Annotated in this window: 1 protein-coding gene; it reads right to left on the bottom strand. The window is 46.6% G+C overall.

Annotation, left to right across the window (positions count from 1 at the left end):
* Window positions 1–1,174 (bottom strand): elongation factor Tu (gene tuf, locus VJL_RS26095; protein WP_038874010.1); only part of this gene is annotated, 1,174 nt, incomplete at both ends.

The following is a 1,174-nucleotide window of genomic DNA, read 5'->3' as shown; positions in this document are numbered from 1 at the left end:
ATCTTAGCAACAACACCAGCACCTACAGTACGGCCACCTTCACGGATAGCGAAACGTAGACCTTCGTCCATTGCGATAGGAGCGATTAGTTCAACAACCATTTGGATGTTGTCGCCAGGCATTACCATTTCTACGCCTTCTGGTAGAGAGATATCACCAGTTACGTCAGTTGTACGGAAGTAGAACTGTGGACGGTAGCCTTTGAAGAACGGAGTATGACGGCCGCCTTCGTCTTTAGAAAGTACGTATACTTCTGACTCGAACTTAGTGTGTGGAGTGATTGAACCAGGCTTAGCTAGTACTTGACCACGTTCAACTTCGTCACGCTTAGTACCACGTAGAAGTGCACCAACGTTCTCACCAGCACGACCTTCGTCTAGAAGCTTACGGAACATTTCAACACCAGTACATGTAGTAGTAGTAGTGTCTTTGATACCTACGATAGCAACTTCGTCACCTACGTTTAGGATACCACGTTCGATACGGCCAGTTACTACTGTACCACGACCTTGGATTGAGAATACGTCTTCGATAGGCATTAGGAATGGCATATCTACTGCACGCTCTGGCTCAGGAATGTATGAATCTAGCGCTTCTGCTAGTTCAACAATCTTAGCTTCCCACTGCTCTTCGCCGTTTAGTGCGCCTAGTGCAGAACCTTGGATAACTGGTAGGTCATCACCTGGGAAATCGTACTCAGATAGAAGTTCACGAACTTCCATTTCTACTAGCTCTAGAAGCTCTTCATCATCAACCATGTCACATTTGTTCATGAATACGATGATGTAAGGGATACCAACCTGACGGCCTAGTAGGATGTGCTCACGAGTTTGTGGCATTGGACCATCTGTCGCAGCAACAACTAGGATACCACCGTCCATCTGTGCAGCACCAGTGATCATGTTTTTAACATAATCCGCGTGTCCTGGACAGTCTACGTGTGCGTAGTGACGAGTTGGAGTATCGTACTCAACGTGAGAAGTTGCGATTGTGATACCGCGCTCACGCTCTTCTGGAGCGTTATCGATAGATGCGAAGTCTTTAGCTACACCGCCGTAAACTTTAGCAAGAGTAGTACAGATAGCTGCAGTTAGAGTTGTTTTACCGTGGTCAACGTGGCCGATAGTACCAACGTTAACGTGCGGTTTCGTACGTTCAAATTTTTCTTTAGACA

The sequence above is a fragment of the Vibrio jasicida CAIM 1864 = LMG 25398 genome, from assembly GCF_000400365.1.
GTDB classification, from domain to species: domain Bacteria; phylum Pseudomonadota; class Gammaproteobacteria; order Enterobacterales; family Vibrionaceae; genus Vibrio; species Vibrio jasicida.
The sequence above is the reverse complement of the archived record's forward strand: the minus strand, read 5'-3'. Positions and strand labels throughout refer to the sequence as shown.